Annotated in this window: 22 protein-coding genes; 9 read left to right on the forward strand and 13 right to left on the reverse strand. The window is 64.9% G+C overall.

Annotated elements, in window-relative coordinates; genetic code table 11:
* Window positions 1-174: 174 nt before the first annotated feature.
* Window positions 175-1,149, reverse strand: coding sequence for an AraC family transcriptional regulator (locus tag A9762_RS01380; RefSeq protein ID WP_069340235.1), 975 nt, complete (start codon window positions 1,147-1,149; stop codon window positions 175-177).
* A gap of 417 nt (window positions 1,150-1,566) precedes the next feature.
* Here A9762_RS01380 and A9762_RS01385 point away from each other — a divergent pair, with 417 nt between their 5' ends.
* Window positions 1,567-2,616, forward strand: coding sequence for an aldo/keto reductase (locus A9762_RS01385; protein ID WP_069340236.1), 1,050 nt, complete (start codon window positions 1,567-1,569; stop codon window positions 2,614-2,616).
* Between the two features lie 85 nt (window positions 2,617-2,701).
* On the opposite strand, the gene A9762_RS01390 is transcribed toward A9762_RS01385, so the two are convergent.
* The 6 genes from A9762_RS01390 to A9762_RS01415 all read right to left on the reverse strand — a co-directional run bounded on the left by A9762_RS01390 (window position 2,702) and on the right by A9762_RS01415 (window position 9,314).
* The gene (locus A9762_RS01390; RefSeq protein WP_069340456.1) at window positions 2,702-3,841 is read right to left on the reverse strand and encodes a porin; all 1,140 of its coding nucleotides are present in this window, start codon (window positions 3,839-3,841) and stop codon (window positions 2,702-2,704) included.
* A 180-nt stretch (window positions 3,842-4,021) separates the two neighbouring features.
* Window positions 4,022-5,362, reverse strand: a complete 1,341-nt coding sequence (locus A9762_RS01395; protein WP_069340237.1) for an MFS transporter — start codon at window positions 5,360-5,362, stop codon at window positions 4,022-4,024.
* Window positions 5,363-5,509: 147 nt separating this feature from the next.
* Window positions 5,510-6,256 carry a class II aldolase/adducin family protein gene (locus tag A9762_RS01400; RefSeq protein WP_069340238.1) on the reverse strand — a complete coding sequence of 249 codons (747 nt, stop codon included), beginning with the start codon at window positions 6,254-6,256 and terminating at the stop codon, window positions 5,510-5,512.
* 33 nt (window positions 6,257-6,289) lie between these two features.
* Entirely contained in the window at window positions 6,290-7,153 is an 864-nt protein-coding gene (locus A9762_RS01405) for a VOC family protein (RefSeq protein ID WP_069340239.1), read from the reverse strand.
* Between the two features lie 246 nt (window positions 7,154-7,399).
* Window positions 7,400-8,320 (reverse strand): LysR family transcriptional regulator, encoded by a 921-nt coding sequence (locus A9762_RS01410; RefSeq protein WP_069340240.1) that lies wholly within the window; start codon window positions 8,318-8,320, stop codon window positions 7,400-7,402.
* 106 nt (window positions 8,321-8,426) lie between these two features.
* The gene (locus tag A9762_RS01415; RefSeq protein WP_083253525.1) at window positions 8,427-9,314 is read right to left on the reverse strand and encodes a LysR substrate-binding domain-containing protein; all 888 of its coding nucleotides are present in this window, start codon (window positions 9,312-9,314) and stop codon (window positions 8,427-8,429) included.
* 169 nt (window positions 9,315-9,483) lie between these two features.
* On the opposite strand from A9762_RS01415, the gene yfcF reads away from it, so the two are divergent.
* Complete coding sequence (gene yfcF / locus A9762_RS01420) at window positions 9,484-10,152, forward strand: glutathione transferase (RefSeq protein WP_069340242.1); 669 nt, start codon at window positions 9,484-9,486, stop codon at window positions 10,150-10,152.
* Window positions 10,153-10,172: 20 nt separating this feature from the next.
* On the opposite strand, the gene A9762_RS01425 is transcribed toward yfcF, so the two are convergent.
* Window positions 10,173-10,544, reverse strand: coding sequence for a hypothetical protein (locus A9762_RS01425; RefSeq protein ID WP_069340243.1), 372 nt, complete (start codon window positions 10,542-10,544; stop codon window positions 10,173-10,175).
* A gap of 449 nt (window positions 10,545-10,993) precedes the next feature.
* On the opposite strand from A9762_RS01425, the gene A9762_RS01430 reads away from it, so the two are divergent.
* A complete protein-coding gene (locus A9762_RS01430; protein ID WP_069340244.1) occupies window positions 10,994-12,091 on the forward strand; it encodes a branched-chain amino acid aminotransferase in 1,098 nt (365 codons plus the stop codon).
* A gap of 148 nt (window positions 12,092-12,239) precedes the next feature.
* On the forward strand, window positions 12,240-12,887 hold the full coding sequence (locus A9762_RS01435) for a YitT family protein (RefSeq protein WP_069340245.1): 648 nt from the start codon (window positions 12,240-12,242) through the stop codon (window positions 12,885-12,887).
* On the opposite strand, the gene A9762_RS01440 is transcribed toward A9762_RS01435, so the two are convergent.
* The gene (locus A9762_RS01440; protein WP_069340246.1) at window positions 12,872-13,795 is read right to left on the reverse strand and encodes a LysR family transcriptional regulator; all 924 of its coding nucleotides are present in this window, start codon (window positions 13,793-13,795) and stop codon (window positions 12,872-12,874) included. The two genes, A9762_RS01435 and A9762_RS01440, sit on opposite strands and share 16 nt — an antisense overlap.
* A gap of 168 nt (window positions 13,796-13,963) precedes the next feature.
* On the opposite strand from A9762_RS01440, the gene A9762_RS01445 reads away from it, so the two are divergent.
* The 3 genes from A9762_RS01445 to A9762_RS01455 all read left to right on the forward strand — a co-directional run bounded on the left by A9762_RS01445 (window position 13,964) and on the right by A9762_RS01455 (window position 17,894).
* Window positions 13,964-14,989, forward strand: a complete 1,026-nt coding sequence (locus A9762_RS01445; protein ID WP_069340247.1) for a DUF1338 domain-containing protein — start codon at window positions 13,964-13,966, stop codon at window positions 14,987-14,989.
* Window positions 14,990-15,018: 29 nt separating this feature from the next.
* Window positions 15,019-16,518, forward strand: coding sequence for an aldehyde dehydrogenase family protein (locus A9762_RS01450; protein ID WP_069340248.1), 1,500 nt, complete (start codon window positions 15,019-15,021; stop codon window positions 16,516-16,518).
* A gap of 179 nt (window positions 16,519-16,697) precedes the next feature.
* Complete coding sequence (locus tag A9762_RS01455; RefSeq protein ID WP_069340249.1) at window positions 16,698-17,894, forward strand: PLP-dependent aminotransferase family protein; 1,197 nt, start codon at window positions 16,698-16,700, stop codon at window positions 17,892-17,894.
* Between the two features lie 123 nt (window positions 17,895-18,017).
* Here A9762_RS01455 and A9762_RS01460 read toward each other — a convergent pair whose 3' ends face one another.
* Entirely contained in the window at window positions 18,018-19,472 is a 1,455-nt protein-coding gene (locus A9762_RS01460) for a 2-hydroxymuconic semialdehyde dehydrogenase (protein WP_069340250.1), read from the reverse strand.
* A 238-nt stretch (window positions 19,473-19,710) separates the two neighbouring features.
* On the opposite strand from A9762_RS01460, the gene A9762_RS01465 reads away from it, so the two are divergent.
* Window positions 19,711-20,448: a GntR family transcriptional regulator gene (locus A9762_RS01465; protein ID WP_069340251.1), complete on the forward strand. Its 738-nt coding sequence runs from the start codon at window positions 19,711-19,713 to the stop codon at window positions 20,446-20,448.
* Window positions 20,449-20,474: 26 nt separating this feature from the next.
* On the opposite strand, the gene A9762_RS01470 is transcribed toward A9762_RS01465, so the two are convergent.
* The 3 genes from A9762_RS01470 to A9762_RS01480 all read right to left on the reverse strand — a co-directional run bounded on the left by A9762_RS01470 (window position 20,475) and on the right by A9762_RS01480 (window position 24,267).
* Complete coding sequence (locus tag A9762_RS01470; protein ID WP_069340252.1) at window positions 20,475-21,653, reverse strand: M20 aminoacylase family protein; 1,179 nt, start codon at window positions 21,651-21,653, stop codon at window positions 20,475-20,477.
* Window positions 21,654-21,702: 49 nt separating this feature from the next.
* Window positions 21,703-22,935, reverse strand: a complete 1,233-nt coding sequence (locus A9762_RS01475) for a diaminopropionate ammonia-lyase (protein WP_069340253.1) — start codon at window positions 22,933-22,935, stop codon at window positions 21,703-21,705.
* A 63-nt stretch (window positions 22,936-22,998) separates the two neighbouring features.
* Window positions 22,999-24,267: a Zn-dependent hydrolase gene (locus tag A9762_RS01480; RefSeq protein WP_069340254.1), complete on the reverse strand. Its 1,269-nt coding sequence runs from the start codon at window positions 24,265-24,267 to the stop codon at window positions 22,999-23,001.
* Window positions 24,268-24,453: 186 nt separating this feature from the next.
* On the opposite strand from A9762_RS01480, the gene A9762_RS01485 reads away from it, so the two are divergent.
* On the forward strand, window positions 24,454-24,927 hold the full coding sequence (locus A9762_RS01485) for an Lrp/AsnC family transcriptional regulator (RefSeq protein WP_069340255.1): 474 nt from the start codon (window positions 24,454-24,456) through the stop codon (window positions 24,925-24,927).
* Window positions 24,928-24,968 lie beyond the last annotated feature (41 nt).

Below are 24,968 nucleotides of genomic sequence, written 5' to 3' on the forward strand. Positions count from 1 at the left end.
TTGGTGAATTCGTGTTTGCATGCATCGATTCTTATGGGATGGCAGCGATCCGGCTTCGTTTCATCAAGGAATCCTTATACGTGCTGCATATGCATTGAGAAAATCAATGCGCGGGAACGCGCGCAACGCTATCGAGCACCTTTTGCAGCTCGTCGCGAGGCCACGCGGCGATTATTACCCCCGCGTCGCCCCCACATCCCCGTCCTGTAGCCAGCGCCGTTTGTCGCGCAATGGTGCTTCGCCGAAGACGCGGGCGTATTCGCGGCTGAATTGCGAGGCGCTCTCGTAACCCACCGCCTGCGCCGCCGCAGCAACTGCAATATCCGCGACGAAAATCAGACGACGCGCTTCCTGTAACCGCAACTGCTTCTGATACTGCAAGGGGCTCATCGCCGTCACCAGTTTGAAATGGTGATGCAACGAAGACACGCTCATGTGCACTTCCTGCGCCAACGCCTCCACCCGCAACGGCTGCGCATAGTGATCGCGCAACCAGCGCACGGCATTCGCGATGCGGTTCATCTGGCTATCCTGCAATGCCATCTGACGCAGCAACACACCCTGCCCGTTCATCAACAACCGATAGATGATCTCGCGCTTGATCATCGGCGCAAGAATCGGAATATCGCGCGGCGTTTCCAGCAATCGCAACAGCCGCAACACCGCGTCGAGCAGCGCCGCATCCAGTCGATTGACGTACAACCCGCGCCCGCACGGCGCCGGCGCAGGGGGCGGCAGATGCTCATCGCCAATGAGCGACGTCACGTCTTCGGCGACCAGATTGAGACGCATGCCGAGATACGGCGACTGTTCGCTCGCCCCGGACACCTGCGCCACAACAGGCAGATGCACCGATGACACCATGTAATGCATCGGATCGTAGGCGTAATGCGCCTCGCCGATCTGCAAGCGCTTCTCGCCCTGCGCGATCACCGCGAACGCGGGCTGCTGCAACGCCGGACGCGGTCCCCCCGGGTGCAACACGCGATGCACGAGCAAGCCCTCGACCGCCGTCGGCGACGTGCCCTCCAGACCGTGCGTCGCACGTTCGAGCAATTGCACCAGCTCGGCGCGCGCCGCGTGCGACGGGTCGTCGGAAAACTCGCGCGGCGGCTGTGCCTCGCGAGGCGATGTTTTGACGAGATGCATGACGGTGTCCTCAATCCGCACCGGTTACCGACGCCGCATTGCGACATCCCGGCCTCTATTCGCGACAGCATACGCCTGCCGGAAAAAATTGCCTGATCCTCCGGCCCCACATTGACACGATCAGGCAGAAATTTCGGACGATTCGGCAAGTTCCGCTCGCCGCCCCCGTCATCAGGTCGTCTCACGTCGACAGGTGCTTGTCACCTTCCCGCCATGTTCGACAACGCTTTGCCGGGGTATGAGGCCGCAAGACGCCGACGTCCCGACACCCCCCTTGCAGAATCAGGCAGGAAATGTGCAGGAACGGGTACTGCTTGCCTGATGCCCCGCGACGCATAATGCCTCCCATCCCGTGCATGCCGTCACCTTCCTTTGGCGGCCACCTGCGACGGGCGGCAATTTCAATGGAGCGATGCCATGCGACAACGCAAACTCGGCAACACCGGCCTCTTCGTCTCGGAACTGTGCCTCGGCACGATGACCTTCGGCGGACAAGGCGACATGTGGAGCAAGATCGGCCAATTGCAGCAGAACGATGTCGACGCCCTCGTCGGCCGCGCGCTCGACGCAGGCATCAATTTCATCGACACCGCCGACGTCTACTCGGAAGGCCAGTCGGAAACCCTCACCGGTCAGGCACTGCGCAACCTCAAGGTGCCGCGCGACAGCGTTGTCGTCGCCACGAAGGTGTTCGGCGTGACCGGCGCACAAGGCAGCAACTCGCGCGGCCTGTCGCGTTATCACATCATGGACGGCATCAAGGCCAGCCTCAAACGCCTGCAACTCGATCACATCGATCTGTATCAGGTGCACGGCTTCGACCCGGTCACGCCCATCGAAGAAACGCTCAGCGCGCTCGACACCCTGGTGCGTCAGGGCCACGTGCGCTACATCGGCGTGTCGAACTGGGCCGCATGGCAGATTGCCAAGGCACAGGGGATTTCGGCGCGGCTGAATCTCGCGAGCTTCGCCTCGCTTCAGGCGTACTACACCGTTGCCGGACGCGATCTCGAACGCGAAATCGTCCCGATGCTGCGCAGCGAGAACGTGGGCCTGATGGTGTGGAGCCCGCTCGCCGGCGGCCTGCTCTCGGGCAAGTACACGCGTGAAGGTCAGGCCGAAGCCGGTGCACGCCGCCAAAGCTTCGACTTCCCGCCGGTGAACGTGGAGCGCGCCTACGACGTAATCGACGTCATGCGCGGCATCGCCGCCGAGAAAGGCGTGTCCGTCGCGCAGATCGCACTCGCCTGGCTGCTCGCCCAGCCGGTCGTCTCGACGGTCATCATCGGCGCCAAGCGTGCCGATCAGCTCGACGACAACATTGCCGCCACGCGCGTCACGCTGACCGAGCGCGAACTCTCGGCCATCAATGCCGCCAGCGCACTGCCGAGCGAGTACCCCGGCTGGATGCTCTCGCGTCAGGGCGACCCGCGTCGCGCACAACTCGCAGAAGCCGGTCTGCTGTAATCGACGGGACGTTCCAAACGCAAGACGGCGCACCTTCTACGGTGCGCCGTTTTTGCATTGACGCGAGGCGATCGAGCGAGGGACGTCAGAACGTATGACGCATGCCCACGTTCACGCCCAACTGACTCGTGCCCGCCGTGGGCGATCCGCCCGCACCGCCGGAACTGACCGAGTACGCCGCATGCTCGCTGTTGCCCAACCAGGCGACCTGCGTGTACACCGCCGTGCGCTTCGAGAGGAAGTACGTCCCGCGCAGCGTCGCCATCGTCGCCCGCGCGTTCTGACGCGCGTTGAGCATGCGGAAAACTTCGCCGTCCACCGCGAACGTCGGCGTGAACTGATACAGGCCGCCGATGTAGAACATGTCGGAATTCACATCCGCGACAGCCGCGGACGCCGTCTGCACGCGACGCCCCAGCCAGCCCGCGCCCGCCTTCCAGTTACCGCCCTTCACGTAGCCGTTCAACTGCCAGCGCGTGTCCTTGTCGGACGAACTCGTGAGCGGCACGGCCGCCGCTCCGTTGAAGAAGCTCGCGGCCGCGCCGGCGCCGCCGCGTTGCTCGTCCCACGCCCCCGCCACGCCGAACCACGCCGTGTCGTACTTCAGCATGGCGGAGACTTGACGGCAGGCCGTCATCTGTCCCGGGGTCTGGCCCGCGCAGGTGCCTTGTCCCGGCGAGTTGCCGGTGCCGCCGCTGTCGCGTCCGAACGAGTACGTCGCGCCCACGGTCAGGCCGTGGAACACGCCCTTGTACGCGACGGTGTTATCGCTGCGCGCGTTGGGGATGTAGTTGTCGAGCGAGCCGCTGCCATAGAGATCCGGGCCGAAAATGTCTGCGTCCATCATTACCCAGAACGTCATCGAATACTGACGCCCCAACGACAGCGTGCCGTACTGATTCGAGAGCCCGACCCACGCCTGACGTCCGAACAGACGACCGCCCTGATTCAGATCGCCTGCCCGCACGTTGAAGCCGTTCTCGAGCATGAACAGCGCATGCAGACCGCCGCCGAGATCCTCGTCGCCGCGCAACCCCCAGCGCGACGGCAACGATCCGGTATTGGCCGGCATGCGCACGAGCGAGCTGTTGTTGGCGCCGGCGTGCGAGATGTATTCGATGCCGGTGTCGAGAATGCCGTAGAGCGTCACGCTCTGGGCCGAAGCGGAAGTGGTGGCCAATGCGAGGCCGGCAGCCAGCGCGAGCGCAGGCAGTCCCTTGTGGATCACGGTGATGTCTCCTGGATACGTGTGGTGGCCTGACCTGTACCGGTCAGTTTGCAGCGCCGCCGCACGGCCGTCGGGGGACGGTCCATGCAGCGGGAACTTCTCCTGGACGAAGGCTTGCCGATCAGGTTGCCGAATGCAGCGCTTCGACAGCTTCGTCCTGAACCGTTGTCAGACGTGTCAGACGGTCCCTGCCGCCGGGTTCGCCGTCGATGCGGCAGACGACGCGCCGCGTCCCACGCGACGACGCATCACCAGCATCAGACCCGCTGCGAGAAACGCAGGGATGGCGACGATCTGAAAGGCCTGCGCCGTGCTCGCCGCCGTGGCGATCAGCACACCGCCGAGGCTCGATCCGAGGATGGAACCCAGACGTCCCACGCCCAGCGCCCACGCCACACCGGTTGCCCGCGAGGGCGTCGGGTAGTACGCCGCCGTCAGCGCATTGGCGCCGGTCTGCGAACCCGCCACGCCGAAGCCTGCCAGGAAGACGACCACCATCAGCCAGCCCGCCTGATGCGTTACCGACCCAAGCACGCACAGTGCGATGCCCGCCATCACGTAAGACGCTGCCAGCACGCGGTACGGACTCGTGCGATCCATCGCGAAACCGATCATCACCGCGCCGACCGTGCCGCCAAGCGGCAGCATCGCGCCGATACGTGCGGCCTCCGCCAGCGTGTATCCCGAGTCCTTCACGACTAGCGGCAGCCAGCTCGTGAGCAGGTAGAACGCGCACAGGGTGCAGAAGTACGTCGCCCACAGCAGCAGCGTGCCCACGACGTAACGACGCGCGAACAAGCCTCCGACCGCCGAATTGACGGCGCCGGCGGGTGTCACTTCGGGATCGATGCGCGTGACCTGCGGATCAATGTGACGCGCAATCGCCAGCAACTGTTCCGCCCGGTCGCCGCGCGCCGCGAGATAACGCATCGACTCCGGCAACCAGCGCATCAACACCGGCACGACGAGCAGCGGCACGACACCGCCGGCGATCAGCACACCCCGCCAGCCGATATGCGGCAGCGTCTGCGCAACGATCTCGCCGCCGATGGCAAAGCCCAGCGTGAAGCCGCAGAACGTCGCCGTCACCAGCAGCGAACGCATGCGCTCGGCACAGTATTCGGAGCTAAGCGTGATGGCGTTGGGCATTGCGCCGCCCAGTCCGATCCCGGTGAGGAAGCGCATGACGGCCAGCTCGGTCGGGCTATGCACGAAGGCCGATGCAACGCTGCCGAGCGCGAACAGGACCACCGAGAGAATCAGCACGCGCTTGCGGCCGATCCGATCGGCGAGCGGGCCGAAGATGAAGCAACCGAGCATCAGCCCACCCAGCCCGGCGCCGAACACCGTGCCGAGGCTTGTCGTGGCCATCGCCCATTCGCTGCGGATGGCCGGTGCGAGATAACCGATGGCAGCGGTATCGAAGCCGTCCAGCGTGACGATCAGAAAGCACAGGGCGATCACACGCCATTGAAACGGCGTGATGCCCCTGCGGTTCATCAAAGCGGATATTTCCATGTCTGTCTCCTGTGCGGCGACTGCCGCAGGCTAAGCGGCGGGTGTGGCGTCTGCTTTTATCTGGGACGCTCTTTGTCCTGCGATTTCGCGCAATGCATTTCCATCGCGCGTCGCAATCTCACCCGCCGCCGGTTGGGGGCGATTACGTCAAGAACCTGGTTGTGATGCGACGGCGGCGGGCAGCTCCGGATCGCCCGCCGACAGGTACTCCCACATGCGCTCGATGATGCGTCCCGAGCGCGTGGCGCGTGCCTGGCATTCGTCCCGACTCAGCACAGCGGCGGGCAGCGTCGCTTCGAGTGCGAGCACGTCGAGATCGACGCGCGCGGCGTCTTCGAGGTACCACGTGAGGGCCACCATCGCTTCGAGCGTGTCGGCGGCAACCACCGCACCGTTACCGCGCATGACGACGGCCGCGTTCGTGCCCATCGTGTCGATGACCGCAGCGGCCTGCTCGTCAGAGCGAATCAGTTGAGGGTCGTCCCACAACGGCACGCCCGGTGCGAAGTACGTGCCCGGCCCGTGCAGCGCACGCGGTGTGCGACGCAGCGTCGAGAGCGACATCGTCTTCGGCGGCATGGTGCGGGCGACGGCACCGATCTCCGGACGGGAGCGATAGATGTGTTGATGCAGACGCACCTCGCCGAGCACGCCCTCGGGCAGCGGGCCGTCGATAGGTACGACCGTCCCCGTCTCACCTACGCCGAGCAGACCCATCGGCCGCGCCGCGCAGACGACGAAGCGATCGGCGTCGAGACGCGCGCTGCAATGACCGTAGGCATGCGCGAGTCCGGCACGGGCCAGCGTACGTGCGGCCACGCGCACTGCGCGGTCGAGCGCACGGAGCGCATCGATGCCGGGCACGGGGGCGGCGTCGAATGTTGCTTGTTTCATGGGGACACTCTCGGGGGAATGGCGAGCGCAGCGTCAGCTGGAAAACTCGGGAATCTCGGGCTTCGCGCCCCACATGCAGAACCCGGTCGGATCGAACGGGAACTGACGCGGGACATACGTCGCTTCGTCTTCGGGGGCGATCTTGCGCACGCCCGTGGAGTACTCGTAGACCATGCCGTCCGGCCCGGCGAAGTACAGGAACATCGCGTGCGACGTGGGATGACGTCCCGGACCGAAGCGAATCGGCACGCCCTGCTCGCGCAGGAAGTACCACGAGCGCATCAGGTCGTCGATGCCGTTCACCTGGAAATTCACGTGCTGAATACCCGCACGGCTGGCCGGGAACAGCGCGATCTTGTGATGGACGTCGTCGATGCGCAGCAGCGGTGCGTCGCCGATACGGTCCGACACGCGGGCGTTGCACACGCTCGTCCAGAAGGCTTCATCGCGACGCGCATCCGTCGTGCACAGCCCCACGTGACTGAACGACTCGATGCCCGCGTCACGCTCGCCGTGATAGCGGCGGCCGGTCTGCGATGCACGCAGCACCAGCTCGATCTGATTGCCGGTCGGGTCGCGGAACGTCAGAAAGTCGGCCACACGGCGCATGTCGGCTTCGTCACGCGTGCCCCGGCGAAACTCGATGCGCATGGCGTCGAGCTGCGCGGCGGCGGCGTCGAAATGTGCGTCGCTGGCTACGTCGAACGCCACCGTGTGGTCGGCGGGGTCGCCCTCGAAGTAGCACACCGAATGATCGCGGCTATCGCTGCGAAGGAATACGTAACCGGCCTCGCGACGCACTTCCTGCAACCCGAGAATGGTGCGCGCATAACGGGTCGCACCCTCCAGGTCGCGAGTGCCCAGCCGCACGTAACGAATGTCGTGCAGATTGATCACCGCTTGTCTCCTGCGGATATTGTTCGTGTCACGGACAGGCGTCCGATGACTTCAATGTCGTGAGGGATACGATAAGGACCGGCGTCTCATGACGCCAACAAATTGCGTAAATGCGCGGTATTTACATCGTGAATTGAGGGTGCAGCATCGGGACGTGCAAGGGCGCCACCGCAGTAGCGAGGCAGTGATGACGTTCGGGGAAGTACGCAGCGAGCGAGGCGCTACGCGATGAAGCGGGTACGCCCGTCAGTCCTCGCCGTGGAACAGGCGGAAGATCGTGCTGCGCAGCCAGCGATGGCCCGCGTCGGTATGAAAGCGTTCGTGCCAGAGTTGCGAGATGTCGAACTCGGGACTGTCGAACGGCAGCGCGTAGGTTTGCAGATCGGCGGGACCTTTGAGCGCGCGCCCCAGCCGCGTCGGCACGCATACGACGAGATCGCTGGCCGCGATGAGCGCGGAGAGCCCCATCGAATGCGCCATGCGCAGCGCCACATGACGTTGATGCCCCGAGCGCGCAAACCACTGCTCCACGGCCGTCTCGAAAACATCGTGATGCCCGGCCGTCGGTCGATACACCGCATGCGCCGCGTTCAGGAAGTTCTCGACCGTCAGTTCGCCGCGGATCGCGGGATGTCCGCCGCGCACAAGCGCGACGTAATGCTCGCGAAAGAGCCGTTGCTGATGAAAGCCCGACGAGAAGCGCGTGAACAACCCGAGCGTGAGGTCGATGTCGCCCATCGCCATGGCGTTCTGGGCTTCACGCGGTGTGGTGTCGACCGTGACGATACGCACGCCCGGCGCTTCGACGGCAAGCGTCGCCATGAGCTTCGGGATGAAGATCAACTGGCCGATGTCGCTGAGGTAGAGACGGAATGTGCGCTGCGCTTTGGCGGGGACAAAGTCCTGCGGCGCTTCGACGGCGCCGCGAATCAGCCCCAGCCCCTCGGTGACCGGCGGCGCCAGCGAAGCGGCGAGGTCCGTGGGCAGCATGCCCTGCGGTGTTTTGACGAACAGCGGATCGCCGAAGGCCAGACGCAGACGCTTGAGCGCATTGCTCACCGCCGACTGCGTGAGGTTCAGTTCCTCGGCCGTGACCGTCGTGCTGCGCGTGCGCAGCAGCGACTCGAACACGAGCAACAGATTCAGATCGAGCGAGCGTAAGTTCATCCCCAGCCGTGCAGTTCTGCCAAAAGCGTCCCGCATTTTAGGCAACGACCTGCGGCGCGCGCAGTGCGGGAAACCCCGCCCATGCGCTGCGACGCGTTCATGGTATTTACGTGCGCGCGGCCGCGTGCAGACGCGCGATCACTTCAAGCACCTCCGGCCGCTTCTCGCGCTTGGCCGTCACGACGTGGTACTGCAACGGGCACGCGACTTCGAAGTCCGACAGTCGCACGAGACGACTACGTGCGATCCAGTCATGCGCGAGCGGCGTCCGTGCCAGCGCAATGCCCAGCCCCGCCTCGGCGGCAGCGAGCACGACCGTGTAATCCTCAAAGCGCCGGTCTCGTGCGCGTGGACGCAGCGACACGCCCTGCGCACCGCACCACGCGCGCCAGCCCGTCAGGTCGGAGTCGTGCAGCAGCGGCATCGCCAGCATCTCCGACGCGCTCGCGCCCTTGAGCCGTTGTGCGACTTCGAGCGACGCCACCGGATACAGCGTCTCGCTCAGCAAAGGCTCCGAATCGACACTGGCCCATCCGCCCCGGCCGTATCGCAAGGCGATGTCGACCTCACCGGCACTGACGTCAGCGTTGCGATGTTCGGTGGTGACTTGAATATCGATGAACGGCTGCCCCGCCTGGAGCGATTGCAGACGTTCGAGCAGCCAGAGTTTGGCGAACGACGGCACCACGCTCAGTCGCACCGCAGGCGCCTTGCGTGCCTGATGCCACTGATCGGCGGCCGCGTCGATCACGTCGAAGGCATATTCGATGCGCCCGAGAAAGCGCTGACCGTCGCATGTGAGGCTGACACCTCGCCCGTGCCGGTCGAAAAGCGCACAACCGAGCCAGTTCTCGACGGCGCCGACGCGTCGGCTGATCGCGCCGTGCGTGAGTCCGCTGGCCTCGGCAGCCGCCGTGAACGAGCCGTGATGCGCCACGAGACACACGGTCTCGAGATTTGCCAGCGGTGGGCGGGAGCGGTGCTCGGAAGTCATGGAGGACGAGAAAAATAGGGGCGGATGACGGGGCGCCGGACCTGCGCGAGGTGTGAACACAGATCACAGCTCACCATCGATTTGTGCAGTAGCTTAGCACCACGCGCGTACGGCAACATAGGCATCTGCGAGTGATTTCGCACCCGCATTTTCCCTACAGGAGTTCACCGTGTCAGCCGTCCCCGCACCGTTCACGCTCTACGTCGACGCACAGTTCACCAGCCCTTACGCACTGTCGGTTTTCGTCACGCTGCGCGAGAAAGGGATTCCGTTCGATCTGCGCACCGTCGATCTCGATCAGGGCGCACATCACGAGAGCGGCTTTGCCGGGATGTCGATCACGCGCCGCGTGCCCACGCTCGTGCACGGCGACTTCATGCTGTCCGAATCGTCGGCCATCGACGAGTACCTGGAAACGATTGCGCCGGACGTACCGGTGTACCCCACGGACGTGCGCGACCGTGCGCGGGCGCGTCAGGTGCAGGCATGGGTGCGAAGCGATCTGGGCGTCTTGCGTGAAGAACGTTCGACGCAGGTAATCTTCTATGGCCCGAGCGATCAGCCGTTGAGCGATGCCGGTTATGCGGCGGCGAGCAAGCTGATTGCCATCGCGCAGAGTCTGTTGCCGGACGGCCGCATGTCGCTGTTCGACAAGTGGTGCATCGCCGACATCGATCTGGCCGTCATGCTCAACCGTCTCGTGTACAACGACGATGTCGTGCCGCCGGCGCTCGCCGAATATGCCCGCCGTCAGTTCCTGCACCCGGCGGTGAAGGAGTGGGCGGCGATGACGCGTCCGCCGCGTGAGTGCGATCTGGTCGACGGTCAGGCCGCCTGAGCGACAACCTGCGTTATGTCTTAAGCAGCGACCATCGCCAGTTGCTGGCGGTGGATGCGCACGTGAAGCAGTACGAGCAACCGGTGGGGGCAATCGTCGCGCACCACGACCGTGGCGACCCTGGCGGCCTTGCCCCGCCGGTTCGCCCTCTCGACTTCGGCATGACGACTGACAAGCGCAGCCTCATATGCCGCCGACGCCACCGAGCGTGCCGCCAGCATCAACAGCAGCAGTGAACCGGCCATCGCGATCCGGAAGTCGCCGGACGTAAAGATGCGCTCCGGCACATCAAACACGAGCATGGCGATCACGACGCAAGCGTCGATGCACACGGCGCCCAGCGAGGCCACTAGCAGATAGGCACGCAACATCCGAATCGTTGTCGATTTCATCCGTCTCCTCTCCCTTTGCTGTCGTCGGGCGGGAACACCTGCGAGTCATGGCGCCATCCCGGTCATCAGGACCATCGTCCGGGGCCATTTCAGCGCTGCTTGCCGTGTTCCCGTCATCATCCGCTTTCGATGGTAAATGTCGAGTGCCACGACTCTGTGACCCGAAATGTTTTTTTACACTCTCTTACGTCTGGGTAATTTCCAGGACGCGCGGGGATTCAGGCAGACGACAGACACCGCAAACCCCGTCGAACGACGCATATTTATTGCAAAAATCAGCCAAATTCCGACAATTTTCAGCGCAATTGCCGCCGAAATGCCGTCGTGACGGGGGAAGCGGTGAATTCAGTCGACAGGCAGGCCCCGAAAGGAGGAAAATATCGCGATCTTGCCGTTTACGTTAACGGCACTTACGACTGAAGCCACCTCTGCCGAGACACTGAAGAAACATGAGCGCTGACAACCAATTGCGTTTTGTCGTGGAGCCGCACGCCAACCCGACCCCTGCCGACCAGATCACCGCCGCGCTGGCGAATCCGGTATTCGGCCGTGTATTCACGGATCACATGGTCACGATCCGCTGGACCGAAGGCAAAGGCTGGCATGACGCGAAGGTCGAAGCCCGTCGTCCGTTCCAGATCGATCCGGCTTGCGCCGTGCTGCACTACGCGCAGGAAATCTTCGAAGGCATGAAGGCCTATCGCGGCGAAGACGGCAAGATCTCGCTGTTCCGTCCGCAAGCGAACGCCAAGCGTTTCCGCGAATCGGCCCAACGTATGTCGATGGCCGACCTGCCGGAAGCCGTGTTCCTCGAAGCCGTGGAAAAGCTGGTCGACATCGACCGTGCATGGATCCCGGGCTCGGAAGGCAGCAGCCTCTATATCCGCCCGTTCATGTTCGCCTCGGAAAGCTTCCTCGGCGTGCGCGCCGCGCATGAGTACATCTTCTGCGTGATCGCCTGCCCGGTCGGCCCGTACTTCAAGCCCGGCAAGTCGGCCGTCACGGTGTGGGTCTCGGACCAGTACACGCGTGCCGCGCCCGGCGGCACGGGCGCCGCCAAGTGCGGTGGCAACTACGCCGCCAGCCTGATCGCGCAGACCGAAGCGAGCGCCAAGGGCTGCGATCAGGTCGTGTTCCTCGACGCTGCCCAGCACCGCTGGATTGAAGAACTCGGCGGCATGAACGTCTTCTTCGTGATGGACGACGGCTCGCTCCAGACGCCGCCGCTCTCGGGCACCATCCTGCCGGGCATCACGCGCGCCTCGATCATCGAACTGGCCCGCCGCGAAGGCCTCACGGTCAATGAAACGCCGTACGAGTTCTCGCAGTGGCAAGCCGATGCAGCCAGCGGCCGTGTGAAGGAAACGTTCGCGTGCGGCACCGCCGCAGTCGTCACGGCCATCGGTCAGGTGCGTCATGCCAACGGCGAATTCAACATCGCCGACGGCGGCGAAGGCCCCGTCACCAAGCGTATCCGCGATCAGCTCACGGGCATTCAGCGTGGCAAGGTTGCCGATCCGTTCCAGTGGGTCCACCACGTCGCCTAATTTTGGCGTGATAGGTTTCAGTACGGACACTCATTACAAGCTGTGAAGCTGCGCGTCGCCCGAGACAGCGACGCGGGAAATCGCCGGCGGCGCGTGACGACACCAGGAGAGTCGTTCGCGCCGTCTTGTTGTTCCTGACTTACAGATCATGAAACACGACTCGGGCACCGTATCCGGTGCCATCGCGACAGCCGACACAATCGGTGTGCCGCACTCCGTGCTCGAAGACATCTATGCGATGGTCATCGGCATGGCATTCGTGGTGGTCGGTCTGGTGCTGCTCAAAGCTGCCGGGTTGGTGACCGGTGGTGTGGCAGGCATCGCGCTGCTCGCCTCTTACATCTTTCCGCTACCGGTGGGCACCATCTTCACGCTGGTGAACATACCGTTCTTCCTGTTCGCGTATTTCACGATGGGCGCGCGCTTCGCGCTGAAATCGGCGATCGCGAGCTTCGGCATCACCTTCGCACTCGCGGCCATGCCGCAGACGGTCGACATCGCCTTCATCAACCCGCTGTTCGCGGCGTTCGTGGGCGGCACGCTATGCGGCATGGGCATTCTGGCGCTGGCGCGTCATGGCGCAGGCGTGGGCGGCACCGGCATCGTCACGCTGTGGCTGCAACGCCAGCGGGGCATCAACGCCGGCATCACGCAGGTGTGCATCGACACGACGATTCTGCTCGTGTCGCTCACCACGATTCCGGCGGGACGCGTCGGCTGGTCCGCCGTATCGGCCGTCGCCATGAGCGCGATGGTCGTGGCGTGGCACAAGCCGGGACGTTACACGGGACGGTAATCCGGCCGGTACGTCGGCCGATAGGCCTTCGCCTGATCGAGCAGCCACTCGCGGAACACGCTGAGTGGCTGCCCGTGGGTCAGCTCCGTCGGATAGACGAGGTAATAGGCCGATTCCGCCACGCTTTTCACATCGAACGGGATCGTGAGCCCGAGCGTCGCCAGTTGGCCTTCGACGAAAAACTTCGGTACCAGCGCAATCCCCAGACCCGCCGCCGCCCCGGCGATCAGCATGGTGTGCAGCTCGTAGCGCACGCCCTGCAATGCCCGGTGGTCCTCGATGCGCTGCTCGGCGAACCATTGCGTCCAGGCGCTCGGCCGCGTCGTCGAGTGCAGCAACGGATACGTCAGCAAATCGGCCGCCGTGCGCACCGGTCCCTTCAATATCGACGGACGGCACACCGGCACCACTTCCTCCCCGAACAGATAGTCCGACGACGTGCCCGGCCACGTGGGCTGGCCGAAGTGGATGGCCGCCTCGAAGTGTGTCTCGTCGAACGTGAAGAGGTCGGTATGCACGCCCATATTCACGCGCACGTCCGGATGCCGGTCGTCGAAGTCCTTCATTCGCGGAATCAACCACTCCGACGCGAACGTCGGCAGCACCGCCAGTTCCAGATATCCGCCCCCGCTGCCGTGTGCCATGATGGCGAGCGTGTCGCGATCCAGTTGCTCCAGCGTACGACGCACCTGCGTGCCATACAGACGCCCCGCACGCGTGAGCACCACGCGCTGCTTGGCGCGTACGAACAGACGCACGCCCAGTTGCGTCTCCAACGTGGCGATCTGACGCGACACCGCGCTTTCCGTGAGGAACAGCTCGCGGGCCGCGTGCGTGAAGCTTTCGTGCCGGGCGGCGGCTTCGAAGGCGAGCAGCGCCGCCGTGCCGGGGGTCTTGAACTTGCGCATGTTGATTCCAAAAACGCATCAAGTGGCAATTTTATCTCGCTTTACGCGCGACGCATCCGTTCCAATAATGCAGTCACTGCAAGATGGCGGGGAGCGATAGCGCTCCGTGCCATGCCCTGACACCCTGAGACGCCGCTCCCCATGGCGTCCACCCTGCGAGACACACCGATGCGCAATGCCAATGTGGAGTCGTTGCTGGTTTCCCTGATCGGGAAGGCACGCACCGACGCGCTGTTCGCCACGCTCAATTCCCCGTCGATCCTGGCCGACTTCGAGTTCGGCAGCGTCACCCGCGCCGAACTGGCGCAGGCGATGAACATGGCCCTGTTCGAAGGGCTGCTGGAGCGCTCGGCGAACGGCCGGACCTACACCGAAGAAGCCATCGCTGCCGGCGGTGGCGTGTACTTCGATCACGGCGCGCTGCGCACCGTGCGTTGGGATCAGAACGGCGCCCTGCCCCCGGGTGAATCCGCGTTCACGCGCATTCTGCGTCCGCTGGGCTTCAAGCTCAATGGCCGCTATCCGCTCGATCGCCTCGGCATGACGGGTCGCGCCTACGCCCACGAAGACTGCCCGGACGAAATCTCGCAATTCTTCGTGAGCGAGCTGCATCCGGAGCGTTTCTCGGAGACGTTCCAGCAAGCCGTGTCGCGCGTGGTCGGCACGTCGAAGGATCCGCTCACGCCGGCCGCCGTCGGTCAACTGTGGGAACTGGAGCGTGACGGTACGCTGCCGCTGGAGACCGCACAGGCCTTGCTGCCGGTGATCGTGGGCGCGTTCGCGCGTCAGCACGACGTGCCGAGCGAAGCCGATTACGAACTGCTGCTGGCGGAATCTGCCGAAATGGCCTGGATTTCCACCGAAGGCAACGCCTTCAACCATGCGACCGATCGCGTGGAAGACGTCTTCGCCCTCTCGGACGCCGAGAAGGCCAAGGGCCGCCCGATGAAGCCCGAAGTCGAGCGTTCGCGCTCGGGTCGCGTGTTTCAGACGGCCTATCGCGCCGACACCGTGCGTCGCGAATTCCGCGCCGCGAACGGTGAGCTCGTCACGCGCGAAGTCCCGGGTTCGTTCTACGAATTCATCACGCGTCATCGCGAGTACGACAATGCCAAGCGCTGCTGGAAGCTCGATCTGCGTTTCGACGCAGGCAACGCGCAGGGCATTTTCAAGATGACGGCCAACGCCAAGTAACCAACACCGAATTCCATAAGGGTATCCACGTGAACGCGACTTCCATCCTCAACGAACTGGGCATTGCCAAACTGGCCGAGACGGGCGATATCGCCGTGCATTCGCCGATCAACGGTGAACTCATCGGCCGCGTGGCCAGCGCTTCGGTCGCCGACGCTCAAGCGGCACTCGCCCGCGCGCAGACCGCCTTCACCGCATGGCGCAACGTGCCGGCCCCGCGTCGCGGCGAGTTGGTTCGCCTGCTCGGCGAAAAGCTGCGCGAGCGCAAGCAGGCACTCGGCGCACTGGTCACGCTCGAAGCCGGCAAGATCCTGCAAGAGGGTCTGGGTGAAGTGCAGGAAATGATCGACATCTGCGACTTCGCCGTTGGCCTGTCGCGTCAGTTGTACGGTCTGACGATCGCCTCGGAGCGTCCGGGCCACCGCATGGCCGAGACGTGGCATCCGATGGGCGTTTGCACCGTCATCTCCGCCTTCAACTTCCCGGTCGCCGTGTGGTCGTGGAACGCAGCGCTGGCACTCGTGTGCGGCAACGCCGTGGTGTGGAAGCCGTCGGAAAAGACGCCGCTGACCGCACTCGCCGTGAACAAGCTGATGGAAGAGGTCATCGCCGAATTCGGCGACGCCCCGGAAGGCCTGACGGCGCTGGTGATCGGCGGTCGCGACGTGGGTGAAGCGCTCGTCGCCGACCCGCGCTCGGCCATCGTGAGCGCCACGGGCAGCACGGAAATGGGCCGCAAGGTCGGCGTGGAAGTCGCGCGCCGCTTCGGCCGCTCGATCCTCGAACTCGGTGGCAACAACGCCGGTATCGTGACCGAAAGCGCCAACCCGGAACTGGCCCTGCGCGGCATTCTGTTCTCGGCCGTGGGCACCGCCGGTCAGCGCTGCACCACGCTGCGCCGCCTGTTCGTGCACGAGAGCGTGTACGACAAGACCGTCGAGCGTCTGAAGACGCTGTACGGCAAGGTCGCCATCGGCAACCCGCTGGAACGCGGCACGCTCATGGGTCCGCTGATCGACGAAGGCGCCTTCAAGCGCATGCAAAGCGCGCTTGAGCAAGCGCGTGCGCAAGGCGGCAAGGTCACGGGCGGCGAGCGCCACACCGTGGCGGGCAACGAAGGCGGCTACTACGTGAAGCCGGCCATCGTCGAAATGCCGTCGCAGACGGAAGTCGTGCTGACGGAAACGTTCGCGCCGATTCTCTACGTGCTCAAGTACAGCGATTTCGCACAGGCGATCGAAGCCAACAATGCGTCGTCGCACGGTCTGTCGTCGTGCGTGTTCACGAACGACCTGCGCGAAGCCGAGCGCTTCACCTCGTCGGCCGGTAGCGACTGCGGTATCGCCAACGTCAACATCGGCCCGAGCGGCGCGGAAATCGGCGGCGCGTTCGGCGGTGAGAAGGAAACCGGCGGTGGCCGCGAGTCGGGCTCCGACGCGTGGAAGGGCTACATGCGCCGCGCGACCAACACCGTGAACTACTCTTCCGCCCTGCCGCTCGCGCAAGGCATCGACTTCTCGATCGAGTAAGTCGCGCTGGCAGCGCTCCGGCGTCGGACATGGCGGTCTCTGCGATCCTCGCGGCAACCGACCTTGCACGACGCCCGGCATCTGCCACCGATTCTGCCCGTGCCGGACGTGTTCAAGCGTCCGGCACCACCGCTTCCCCGACCGCACTCTCACGTCACGCTTTGAATAGCGAGGCTCTCATGTACGCATTCACTTCTCCATTCGCCAATCCGGCCGGCTCGCCGATTCGCGAACTGTTCAAATATCTCGCCGAGCCCGGCATGATTTCGTTCGCCGGCGGCTACCCGGCGAGCGATCTGTTCGATGTCGACGGGCTCGCCGCCGCGCAGGCGCGCGCCTTCGCATTGCCGACGCGCTGCCTGCAATACGGCCCGACCGATGGCCTCGCTGAGCTCAAGGCGCAGCTCATCGCCCTGATGGCGCAACGCGGCTCGCCGTGCGCCTCGGAAGAACTGCTGGTGACGACGGGCTCGCAGCAAGGACTCGACCTGTTGCTGCGCGTGATGGTCGCGCCGGGCGATGTCGTGGTGACCGAGCAGCCCGCCTATCCCGCGACGTTGCAGGCATTGCGTCTGCAACAGGCGAAGATCGTCACGGTGCCCGTCGATGCTCACGGCCTGAACGTCGATCATCTGAGCGCGCTGCTGCGCGACGGCAAGATCGCGGTGCCCAAGCTGCTCTACACCGTGCCGACGTTCGCCAATCCGACGGGCGCAACGCTCTCGCGCGAGCGCCGCATTGCGCTGCTCAAACTTGCCGTCGAATATCGCTTCGTGATCGTCGAAGACGATCCGTATGGCGATCTGCGTTTCGCGGGTGAAGCGGTGCCGACGATGCTCGGCCTGACGGCCGAAGTGCCGGGCTCGCGCGACTGGCTGGTGCACTTCTCGAGCCTGTCGAAGATCGTGGCGCCGGGGTTGCGCGTGGGCTGGACGGTCGCGCCGCCGGAGATTGCGCGTCGCTGTGTCGTCGCCAAGCAGACGGTCGATCTGTGCAGCGTGCCGTGGACGCAGGCCGTTGCCGCCGAGTATCTCGCCGAGGGGTCGCTCACGCGCCATCTGCCGAAGATCACCGAGGCTTACCGTCTCAAGTGCGAAGCGATGTGCGGTGCACTCAGCGACAAGCTGGGCGACGCGATTCAGTTCCACGCGCCGCAGGGCGGCATGTTCGTGTGGGCGCGTCTGGCCGCCGTGAAGACCAGCGAGCTGCTGCCGAATGCGATCGCCGAGAAGGTGCTGTTCGTGCCGGGCACGGCGTTCTTCGCCGAACATGCGGACGAAGCGTCGCTGCGCCTGTCGTTCGCGGCGCCTGCCGTGACCGCGATCGAGGAGGGCGTCGCGCGTCTGGCGCGGGCGATGGAAGCCACGGGTAAATAAGACTGCCGCCATGACAACAGGGCCTCGGCCACCGTCGCTTTGCGCGACGCATGGCGAGGCCCTTATGGTTTGCGTCGACGGCACGCACTGGCGCTCACCAGCGTCCGGCGACGCCGACAGCGCTTACAACTTCACGCAGACGTTGCGCAGCTCGGTGTAGAACTCCAGCGAATGCACGCCGCCTTCGCGGCCGATGCCCGACTGCTTCGCGCCGCCGAACGCGGTGCGCAGATCACGCAGGAACCACGCGTTGATCCAGCACACGCCCACTTCGAGCGCCGCCCCCATGCGATGCGCGCGGCTGACGTCCGACGTCCACACGGTGGCCGCCAGACCGTACGGCGTAGCGTTCGCCATCGCGATCACCTCGTCTTCGGTATCGAACGGCGCGATGTGGCAGCACGGCCCGAAGATTTCCTCCTGAATGACAGACGCGGTCTCCGGCAGTCCCGTCCAGATCGTGGGCTGCACCCAGGCGCCGTCCTTCATCGAGGCGGGCATGTCGGGCACACCGCCACCGGTCACGACCGTCGCGCCTTCGGCACGCGCCTTTTCGTAATACGACAGCACCTTCTCGCGATGCACTTGCGAGACGAGCGGCCCGAAGTTCGTACCTTCGGCGTACGGATTGCCCAGCTTCAGCGCTTCGGCGCGTGTCTTGAGCGCCTCGACGAAGCGATCGAAGATCGGACGCTGCACGTACACGCGCTCTGTCCCGAGACAGACCTGACCGCTGTTGTCGAACGCCGAGCGCGTGATGCCCGCCACGGCCTTGTCGAAATCGGCGTCGGCGAACACGATCCCCGGATTCTTGCCGCCCAGCTCGAACGACACCGGGCGAACGCCGTTGGCCGCCGCCTTCATGATGGCTTCGCCGGTGCGCGTCTCGCCGGTGAAGGTAATGCCGTTCACCCCCGGATGCTCGGTGAGGAACGCGCCCGCCGACTCAGGACCGAAGCCGTGCACCACGTTGTACACCCCTGCCGGCACACCGACTTCGTTCATGACTTCGCCCAGCAGCGTTGCCGTGGCCGGGGTCTCTTCCGACGGCTTCACGACAACCGTGTTGCCGAACGCCAGCGCGGGACCGACCTTCCACGTCATCAGCAACAGCGGCAGATTCCACGGACAGACGACCGCGATCACGCCGCGCGGCGTGCGCACGCCGTAGTTCAGCGCGTTGCCGCCATCGGGCGTCGTCATCGCGAACGACTCCGTCGGCACGTTCTTGATCATGTCCGCGAACACCTTGAAGTTCGCGGCGCCGCGCGGGATGTCCAGATGGCTCGCCAGGCTATGCGGCTTGCCCGTATCTGCGATTTCGGCAGCGAGGAAGTCGTCGAAGCGACGGTTAATGCCGTCCGCCACGGCGTGCAGCAGCTCGACTCGCTGAGCGACCGTCATCTTGCCCCACGGGCCGTGCAGCGCGGCGCGGGCGGCACGCACGGCGGCATCGACTTCGGCGCGACCGGCTTCGTGCACGTGACCGATCAGGCTGTTGTCGACCGGATTGCGGTTCTCGAAGGTGCGGGCGCTGGAAACCCACTCACCGTTGATGAAGTTCTGGAAATCCTTCATGTCTCACTCTCGTTCTGTCTGGATGGCTGCGGGACGACATCGCGCGCCCCCGCAACGGAGGGGCGACGTCGGCATGGAGCACACGATAAATCCGGCGACCGATGGCCGTCAACATTTTCTCGAGAATTTTTATTTATCTCGATTGTTTGTCGATTTTGCGAAAATTTGACGGAAGCTGCCTATAATCCCAAACTCGATCCCGAAACCCGATCGTCCCCGCCACCTCACCGTCCGCCGCATGCACAGCCCGACCCCATCCGCCGCCCCGACCGCTGACGCCACGCTGGCCCAGAGCGCTTACATGCGTCTGCGCAGCGACATCGTCGAGGGGCACCTCGCGCCGGGCGAAAAGCTGCGCGTCGAGCATCTGAAGGATCGTTACGAAGTCGGCGCGGGCACGTTGCGTGAGGCGCTCGCGTTGCTGGTCGCCGATGCGCTCGTCGTCCAGCACGGCCATCGCGGCTTTCGGGTGACGCCGATCTCGCTGGCCGATTTCATCGACATCACCGAGACGCGGGTGCAGTTGGAGACGGAAGCGCTACGCCAGTCCGTCGCGCTGGGGGATGACACGTGGGAAGCCGATCTGACGAGCGCGTTTCACCTGCTCACGCTCGCCGAAGAACGGTTGGGGGATGGCAAGACCGGCGACGGCGGCCAGTTCGCCCAGTGGGAAGTGCGCAACCGGGCGTTTCATGAAGTGCTGATCCGCGCGTGTCCGTCGCGCTGGCTGCATCACTTTCTGGCGATTCTCTATCGCCAGTCGGAGCGGTATCGACGGTTGTCGATCACGCATCGTCCGGTGCCGCGCGACGTGCATGAGGAGCATCGGGCGATCTTCGACGCCTGTCTCGCACGCGACGCGGATAAAGCCGCCGCGCTGCTCGCCGCGCACATCCGCAAGACGCTCGAAGCCGTGCGCGAGCTGCCCGACGCCGTCATCAATGCCGGGACAGTGCCGCTCACGCCGGTGCGCTGAGCACGACACCTCCCCGGAACATTCAATCAGCGCGGCAGGCTGTCGCGCACGATCTGCGCGAAGTAACGCGCGCCGAGCGGCAGAATCGCGTCGTTGAAGTCGTAGCCGGCGTTGTGCAGCGGGATCGCGCCCGGCACGTCGCCGCTGCCGTTACCGATGAATGCGAAGTTGCCCGGCACGTGCTGCAAGAAGACACCGAAGTCTTCCGACGCCATCATCGGCGCGACGTCGTCATCGACACCCGCCTTCCCCGCCACCGCCTTCGCGGCACGCACGGCGAGCGCCGTGTTGTCGGCCCAGTTCACCGTCGGCGCAAATTCATGCGTGTACTCGAACTCGCAATGCGCACCGTGCATCGCGCACGCGCCCATGCAAATCTCGCGCATGCGCGCTTCGAGCAACTGCTGAACGTCGGGGGTATAGCTTCGCGTGTCGCCCCTGATGACGACGTTCGTCGGAATCGCATTGCGAATGCCGTCCGTGATGAACTCGGTGCATGACGCCACCGCCGACAGCCCCGGATCGACGCTGCGCGACACCACGGTCTGAAGTGCCACCACGATCTGCGCGCCGATCACCAGCGGATCGATGCCCATGTGCGGACGCGCCGCATGCGTGCCCTTGCCGCGAATCCGGATGACGAAGTTGTCTTCGCTCGCCATGATGCCGCCGGTGCGCGTGGCGATCCGTCCTGCCGGAATCCCCGGCATGTTGTGCACGCCGTAGATCGCATCGATGGGGAAGCGCGTGAGCAGCCCGTCGGCGATCATCGCCTTCGCGCCGCGGCCATGCTCCTCGGCCGGCTGGAAGATGAAGCGCACCGTGCCGTTGAAATCCCGCGACTCGGCGAGCAACTTCGCAGCGCCGAGCACCATCGACATGTGACCGTCATGCCCGCACGCATGCATCTTGCCGGGCACCTGCGACGCGTAATCACGCCCCGGCGCCTGCTCGGCAATCGACAACGCGTCCATGTCGGCGCGAATGCCAATGGCTCCGCCCCCCGTCCCCACGCGGAGGTTCGCCACGATGCCCGTGCCGCCAATGTTGCGATGCACCTCCAGTCCGAGGCTCTCGAGAATCGTCGCGACCGTCTGCGACGTGGAGACCTCTTCGAATCCCGTCTCCGGTAACCGATGGAAGGCATGCCGCCAGCCGGTGAGCGCCTTGGCGAAATAGGTGTCCTGCGCGATGTCCTGACTCATGGCCGATTACCCTTTTCCCGTGATGTCGATGATCTTGATGATGTCGATGTCAGCGTGCGAGCCACGCCTGCTGACGCGCCTCGACTTCGGTTGCGGACTCTCCCACAAGCGCCGCGTACACAGACGGTGCCGTCGCGCCTTCGGTGTTGACGAGCAACACGCGAGAGTCGGCCGTCAGCCCGAGCGCCGCCGCCATCGCGGGCGTCGCCGCTGCCAGCGCCAGTCCGGCCAGCCCGGCCACACCGGACTCTCCCGCGACGAACGGCACATCGGTGTCGCTGCCGCGCGCAAGACGCTGCATGGCATCGACCGCCTGCGCATCGGTGACGGTCATGAACGCGTCCACCGACGGTTGCAGGAAACGCCAGGCAAGCGGCGACGTCTCACCACACGCCAGTCCGGCCATCACCGAATCGACCGAACCCGACGCCGAAGCCGCTTTCCCTGCGATGGCGCTCTGATAGAGGCAATCGGCCTGTTCCGGCTCGACGACCACGAACGTCGGACGCCACACGCCCCAACGCTCCCAGAGATAGCTCACGATCCCGGCGGCCAGCCCGCCCACTCCGCCTTGCAGGAAGACGTGCGTCACGGGGCTGGCAGCGCCCGCGCGCGACGCATCGTCGTCGAGCGCTTCCGAGACCTCCGCCGCTACCGTGCCGTACCCCTGCATCACGTCGCGTGGAATGACTTCGTATCCATCGTAGGACGTATCCGAAACCACGTGCCACCCATGACGTGTGGCAAGCGCCGCCGCTTCTTCGACGGAAGCGTCGTAGTTCCCGTCGATGCGCACGATCTCGGCGTCGTATGCGGCAATCGCCTGCTCGCGTTCGTCGCTCACATGGGCATGCAGCACGATCACACAGCGACAGCCGATGCGCTGCGCCGCGGCCGCCAGCGCACGACCGTGGTTGCCGTCCGTGGCGCTGATGACGGTAAAGCCGTGCAGCGCTTCGCGGTGCTCACCCTTGAGCAGCGACTGCGCCGTGAATCCCTGCGCGCCGAACTCGCGCAACAGCAGACGCACCAGTGCAATCGGCGCGCCGAGCGCCTTGAAGCTGCCGAGCGCCGAGCGCTTCGCCTCGTCCTTCACGAGGATGCTGCGCACGCCGAGCGACGCGGCCAGACCGGGTAACGTGCGCAGCGGCGTACTGCCGGGCGCGAGCCCGTCCCAATGCGCCAGCCACTCGCGGCTTTGCTGCGCACGCGCGATGCTCATGATGTCCTGAAGATCGGCCGGGTAAGGCGCACGCGTGGCGTGAGGATTGACGTAAAGCATGGGGGGCTCCGGTATTGCGGGATATTCAGAAAAGACGATCGGGTGACGTGGCGGCAAACGACATCACGCCGACACCGCGCCAAGACGATGCGCGACGACATCGAGCAGCACTTCCGCGCCGCGCACGAGCTGATCATCGTCGGTGTGTTCGCGCGGGTTGTGGCTGATGCCGCCCCGGCTGGGCACGAAGATCATGGCGGCCGGCGCGATGCGCGCAATCATCTGCGCGTCGTGTCCGGCACCGGACGTCATGCGCTTGTACGACAGCCCCATGCGCTTGACGCTGGCTTCGATGGCGTCTGCCAGTGCCGCGTCGAAGACCACCGGCTGGAACCGCGCGAAGCGCTCGGTCGAGACGCGCACGCCCTCTTCCGCCGCCGTCTTCATCAGGAAATCGGCCAGACGCGCTTCGCTCTCGCTCAAGCGTTGCTCGTCCGGATCACGCATGTCGACGGTGAACACGGCACGACGCGGAATCACGTTGATGACACCCGGCTCGAACTTGATGGTGCCGACGGTCGCGAGCGTCGTGCCCGATTCGACGGCGATGCGGCGCAGTTCTGCCACCGTGGCGGCAGCCACGTAGCCCGCATCGTGACGCAGACGCGTCGGTGTCGTGCCGGCATGGTTGGCATTGCCCTGCACGGTGATCTGCTGCCACGAAATGCCCTGCAAGTTCTCGACGACGCCGATTTCCAGCCCCTCGGCTTCAAGGATCGGGCCTTGCTCGATGTGCAGTTCGAGGTATTCGTGCGGCACGAGCGTGCCCGGCGCCATGTCACCGGCGTAGCCGATGCGCACGAGTTCGTCGCCCAGTCGCGCGCCGTCCGTGCCGATGGCGTCGAGCGCCTCTTCCACCGGCAGACCGCCTGCATGGACCAGCGACCCCATCATGTCGGGGTGAAAGCGTGCGCCCTCCTCGTTGGTGAACGCCGCCACGGTGATCGGGCGCGAGGGCACGATGCCCGCGTCGCGAAACGCGCGGGCGACGGCCAGACCGCCGAGCACGCCGTAGCAGCCGTCCAGCGCACCGGCGTTGATGACGGTGTCGATGTGCGAGCCCATCATCAACGGACGCGGCATCTGACCCGATGCGTCCTTCGCGGACGGCAGCGTGCCGAAGATGTTGCCGATGCGATCGATCTGCACGTCGAGATCCAGCTCACGCATCCAGGCGACGACCTGATCGCGGCCAGCTTTCTCGTCGTCGGAAAGGGCGACGCGCGTGCGTCCGCCCGCGACGGGATCGGCGCCGATGTCACCGAGGTCGCGCAGTTGTTGCAGCAGGACGGGGCCGTTCAGACGGAGGGCGGGGGTTTTCGTGTCGGACATGAGGCGGTCGGTCGTTCTTGTAGGTATGGGAAAGCGTGAAACGGAAAGCGCAGATATCGCAGGGATGACGCCGGCAGACGGCACGTTGCCGCTAGCGGAGTATCATCGGACAGCCTGAATAATATTCCGGGCAGCGCGTACGATTCACGCGTTTTTGCCGTCTCAAGCGAACTTTTATTGCGCCCCATGAGCCTCGACAGCTACGACATCGCCCTGCTCGCGGCGATTCAGCAAGACGCGACGACGCCCCAGCACGCGCTGGGCGCGCAGGTCAATCTGTCATCCGCCGCAGTGAACCGGCGGCTGAAGAAGCTCGCCGACGAAGGCGTGACACGCAAGACGGTGTCGCTGGTCGACCCGGAGCGCGTGGGCTATCCGCTCACGATCATCACGGAGGTCGAAGTCGAGAACGAGCGGCTCGACCTGCTCGACGCCATGAAACGCAGCTTTCTGGCGTGCCCGCAGGTGCAGCAGTGTTACTACGTCGCGGGGGAATGCGACTTCGTGGTGATCATGGTCGTGCAGAACATGGCGCAGTACACGGCGCTCACGCGCACGCTCTTCTTCGAGAGCAACAACGTGAAGCGCTTCAAGACGCTGGTCTCGATGAGCAACGTCAAGGTCGGACTGGAAGTGCCGCTGGACGCCGTCGCAGACTGAGCGTTGCGACGGCGCGGGCAGATTGGTGGAATGCAGCGTGC

It is taken from the genome of Pandoraea sp. ISTKB, assembly GCF_001721285.1.
Classification (GTDB): Bacteria; Pseudomonadota; Gammaproteobacteria; order Burkholderiales; family Burkholderiaceae; genus Pandoraea; species Pandoraea capi.

Coding starts and splice junctions, on each gene's coding strand:
- A9762_RS01415 (WP_083253525.1), bottom strand. CDS start 9,314: ATGACTTCCGAGCACCGCTCCCGCCCACCGCTGGCAAATCTCGAGACC.
- A9762_RS01435 (WP_069340245.1), top strand. CDS start 12,240: ATGAAACACGACTCGGGCACCGTATCCGGTGCCATCGCGACAGCCGAC.
- A9762_RS01485 (WP_069340255.1), top strand. CDS start 24,454: ATGAGCCTCGACAGCTACGACATCGCCCTGCTCGCGGCGATTCAGCAA.
- A9762_RS01470 (WP_069340252.1), bottom strand. CDS start 21,653: ATGAGTCAGGACATCGCGCAGGACACCTATTTCGCCAAGGCGCTCACC.
- A9762_RS01480 (WP_069340254.1), bottom strand. CDS start 24,267: ATGTCCGACACGAAAACCCCCGCCCTCCGTCTGAACGGCCCCGTCCTG.
- A9762_RS01440 (WP_069340246.1), bottom strand. CDS start 13,795: ATGCGCAAGTTCAAGACCCCCGGCACGGCGGCGCTGCTCGCCTTCGAA.
- A9762_RS01445 (WP_069340247.1), top strand. CDS start 13,964: ATGCGCAATGCCAATGTGGAGTCGTTGCTGGTTTCCCTGATCGGGAAG.
- A9762_RS01400 (WP_069340238.1), bottom strand. CDS start 6,256: ATGAAACAAGCAACATTCGACGCCGCCCCCGTGCCCGGCATCGATGCG.
- A9762_RS01425 (WP_069340243.1), bottom strand. CDS start 10,544: ATGAAATCGACAACGATTCGGATGTTGCGTGCCTATCTGCTAGTGGCC.
- A9762_RS01475 (WP_069340253.1), bottom strand. CDS start 22,935: ATGCTTTACGTCAATCCTCACGCCACGCGTGCGCCTTACCCGGCCGAT.
- A9762_RS01395 (WP_069340237.1), bottom strand. CDS start 5,362: ATGGAAATATCCGCTTTGATGAACCGCAGGGGCATCACGCCGTTTCAA.
- A9762_RS01455 (WP_069340249.1), top strand. CDS start 16,698: ATGTACGCATTCACTTCTCCATTCGCCAATCCGGCCGGCTCGCCGATT.
- A9762_RS01380 (WP_069340235.1), bottom strand. CDS start 1,149: ATGCATCTCGTCAAAACATCGCCTCGCGAGGCACAGCCGCCGCGCGAG.
- A9762_RS01410 (WP_069340240.1), bottom strand. CDS start 8,320: ATGAACTTACGCTCGCTCGATCTGAATCTGTTGCTCGTGTTCGAGTCG.
- A9762_RS01430 (WP_069340244.1), top strand. CDS start 10,994: ATGAGCGCTGACAACCAATTGCGTTTTGTCGTGGAGCCGCACGCCAAC.
- A9762_RS01460 (WP_069340250.1), bottom strand. CDS start 19,472: ATGAAGGATTTCCAGAACTTCATCAACGGTGAGTGGGTTTCCAGCGCC.
- A9762_RS01385 (WP_069340236.1), top strand. CDS start 1,567: ATGCGACAACGCAAACTCGGCAACACCGGCCTCTTCGTCTCGGAACTG.
- A9762_RS01465 (WP_069340251.1), top strand. CDS start 19,711: ATGCACAGCCCGACCCCATCCGCCGCCCCGACCGCTGACGCCACGCTG.